This is a genomic window from Mesorhizobium sp. M0514, from assembly GCF_040321145.1.
Taxonomy (GTDB): domain Bacteria; phylum Pseudomonadota; class Alphaproteobacteria; order Rhizobiales; family Rhizobiaceae; genus Mesorhizobium.
This window is the reverse complement of record NZ_JAMYQZ010000190.1, coordinates 1-2,689: the sequence shown is the minus strand read 5'-3', so window position 1 is coordinate 2,689 and position 2,689 is coordinate 1. Positions and strand designations below refer to the sequence as shown.

Genomic DNA, 2,689 nt, shown 5'->3' with positions numbered 1-2,689 from the left:
GGCGTTTCCCGCCGAGGGCAAGATCAAATACGTCGCCCGCGATTCCATCCTGGAGTTCAAGGCGCTGCCCGAATATCACGAGCCCGAGTGGGTCACCGAGAAATACGTCAAGACTGGCAAGCTGCCGCCGGTCAAGGATCGCCTGCCGAAGGAGCCGCTGGTGTTCAAGACCGGCAACATGCCGGACGGCATCGGCGTTTATGGCGACACCATGCGCCACGTCATTGGCGGCCGGCCGGAAGGCTGGAATTATGGCGCCGGCCAGACCCAAGGATGGGGCGGCATCGACATCGGCCTTTCGGAATGCCTGACGCGCACCGCGCCTTTGTTCCAGGTCGAGGCCAAGGACACCGAGCCGCTGCCCAACCTCGCCAGGAGCTGGGACTGGTCGAAGGATGGCCACACGCTGACCATGCACCTGGTCGAAGGCGCCAAATGGTCTGACGGCGTTGCCTTCAATGCCGACGATGTCATGTTCTACTGGGACGATGAGGTCGTCGACCCCAATGTCTCGCCGTTGAACGGCGCCACAGCGGAAACCTTCGGTGTCGGCACGACGCTGAAGAAGGTCGACGATTACACCGTCGAGTGGACCTTCAAGGACGCTTTCCCCAAACAGTATCTCTACGCCATGGCCTATGGCACCTTCTGCCCCGGCCCAGCGCATATCCTCAAGCCGCAGCATCCGAAGTACTCGAAGAATACCTACGAGCAGTTCAAGAACGCGTTCCCGCCGGAATATATGAACATTCCGGTGATGGGCGCCTGGGTGCCGGTGGAGTATAGGCCTGACGACATCATCGTCTTGCGCCGCAATCCCTACTACTGGAAGGTCGACGAGAAGGGCAACCAGCTGCCCTATCTCAACGAACTGCACTACAAGCTGTCGACCTGGGCCGACCGCGACGTGCAGGCGGTGGCAGGGGCCGCCGACTTCTCCAACCTCGAGCAGCCGGAGAATTTCGTCGCTTCGCTGAAGCGAGCGGCGGACAAGGACGCGCCGGCCCGGCTCGCCTTTGGCCCGCGCTTGATCGGCTACAATCTGCGCATGAACTTTTCCGCCAATGGCTGGGGCAATCCCGACGAACGCGGCCAGGCGATCCGCGAGCTCAATCGCAATGAGGACTTCCGCAAGGGCATCACCATGGCGCTCGACCGCAAGGCGCTCGGCGACTCGCTGGTCAAGGGGCCGTTCACCGCCATCTACCCCGGTGGCTTTTCCTCGGGCACCAGCTTCTATGACCGCAACTCGACTGTCTACTATCCCTTCGACATCGAGGGCGCCAAGGCGGAACTGGCCAAGGCTGGTCTCAAGGATACGGATGGCGACGGCTTCGTGAACTTCCCGGCCGGGACCGCCGGCGGCAAGAATGTCGAGATCGTGATGCTGGTCAACAATGACTACGGCACTGACAAGAGCCTCGCCGAAGGCGTCGTCGGCCAGATGGAAAAGCTTGGCATCAGGGTCGTGCTCAACGGCCTCAACGGCACCCAGCGTGATGCGTCGCAATATTCCGGCCGCTTCGACTGGCTGATCAGGCGCAACGAGCAGGAGCTGACCTCCGTCGTGCAGAACACCGTTCAACTCGCGCCCGTCGGACCCAAGACCAGCTGGGATCACCGCGCGCCCGAAAGCGGCGTGGTCGACCTGATGCCGTTCGAAAAGGAGCTTGTCGATATCGTCAACAAGTTCGTCTCCTCGTCGGACAATGACGAGCGCGCCAGCCTGATGAAGACGTTCCAGAAAATCTCGACGGAGCATGTCTACAATATCGGACTGACCGAATATCCCGGCGCCCTGATCATCAACAAGCGCTTCTCCAACATCCCGCAGGGAACGCCGATCTTCATGTTCAACTGGGCCGAGGATTCGATCGTGCGCGAACGCGTCTTCGTCGCCGCCGACAAGCAGCAGAAATACGAACTCTTTCCCGACCAGCTTCCCGGCAAGCCCGGCGACAAGGGTCCGACGAACTGAGTTTCCTCCCCTGGCTGACGCCCGGCCGCGCTGCGCGCGCGGCCGGGACGGAGTAAGGTCAGCGGCAACAGATTAGATCCAAGGAGGAGAAACGGTCCGATGCTGCGATTCCTGGCCATGCGCATAGCATCGGCGGTGCCGGTCATGGTCATCCTGAGCCTGGTCACCTTTGCCATCATCCAGGCGCCGCCGGGCGACTATGCCGACTATATCCGTTCGCAGCTCATCAACCAGGGCGGGGCGTCTTTTGCCGAAGCCGACGCGCAGGCGCAGGCCTATCGGGTCGAGCACGGCCTCGATAAACCGCTGCCCGTCCAGTACCTGAACTGGGTCGCCGGCATCATCACCCGCGGCGATTTCGGCTACAGCCTCTATTACAACAAGCCGGTCGCCGCAGTGGTCGGCGAGCGGCTGCCGCGCACGCTGCTGCTGGCGTTGGTCTGCCACCTGCTGGCCTCGGTGCTCGGCATCACCTTCGGCATCTGGGCGGCGACCAGGCAATACACATGGATCGACTCGGTGCTGTCGGCCATCTCCTTCCTCGGCATGACGGTGCCGCGCTTCCTGATGGCGCTGATCATCGTCTATCTCCTGGTCTTCCAGTTCAACGTGTCGGAGATCGGCAGCTTCTTCTCGCCGCAATATGGCGGCGCGCCGTGGTCGTGGGCGAAATTCGCCGACCTCGTCAAGCATGTCTGGCCGGTGGTGGCG

Annotated in this window: 2 protein-coding genes; both read left to right on the top strand. The window is 62.1% G+C overall.

Going from position 1 to position 2,689, the window contains the following annotated elements; genetic code table 11:
• On the top strand, positions 1 to 1,978 hold a 1,978-nt coding region (locus tag NKI61_RS32685), incomplete at its 5' end, for an ABC transporter substrate-binding protein (RefSeq protein WP_352842404.1).
• A 99-nt stretch (positions 1,979 to 2,077) separates the two neighbouring features.
• A partial coding sequence (locus tag NKI61_RS32680) for an ABC transporter permease (protein WP_352842402.1) occupies positions 2,078 to 2,689 on the top strand: 612 nt, incomplete at its 3' end.